The organism is Neoluteolibacter marinus (genome assembly GCF_014904755.1).
Lineage (GTDB): Bacteria > Verrucomicrobiota > Verrucomicrobiia > Verrucomicrobiales > Akkermansiaceae > Haloferula > Haloferula marina.
The window spans coordinates 1-240 of the sequence record NZ_JACZFQ010000319.1; the positions used below are offsets into that span (position 1 = coordinate 1).

At 65.4% G+C, this 240-nt stretch carries 1 pseudogene; it reads right to left on the reverse strand.

Annotated features, from left to right (window positions below):
* A pseudogene (locus IG178_RS25070) lies at nt 1–240 on the reverse strand (energy-dependent translational throttle protein EttA); the annotation flags it as partial.

The window sequence follows — 240 nt, forward strand, 5'->3', positions numbered from 1 at the left end:
GTCCGGGCGGGATCTGGATCTCCTCGAAGTCCAGCTTCCGGGTCTTCTCGGCCTCCGCGGCCATCTCCTCGTAGCGCGCCAGACGCGACTTGGACTTGGTCTGGCGGCCCTTGGCGTTGGAGCGCACCCACTCGAGCTCGTCCTTGAGGCGCTTTGCCTGCTTGGCGTCCTTCTTGCCCTGGACCTCCATGCGCTTGGCCTTGGTGTCCAGGTACGTGGAGTAGTTGCCCTCGTAGGGGC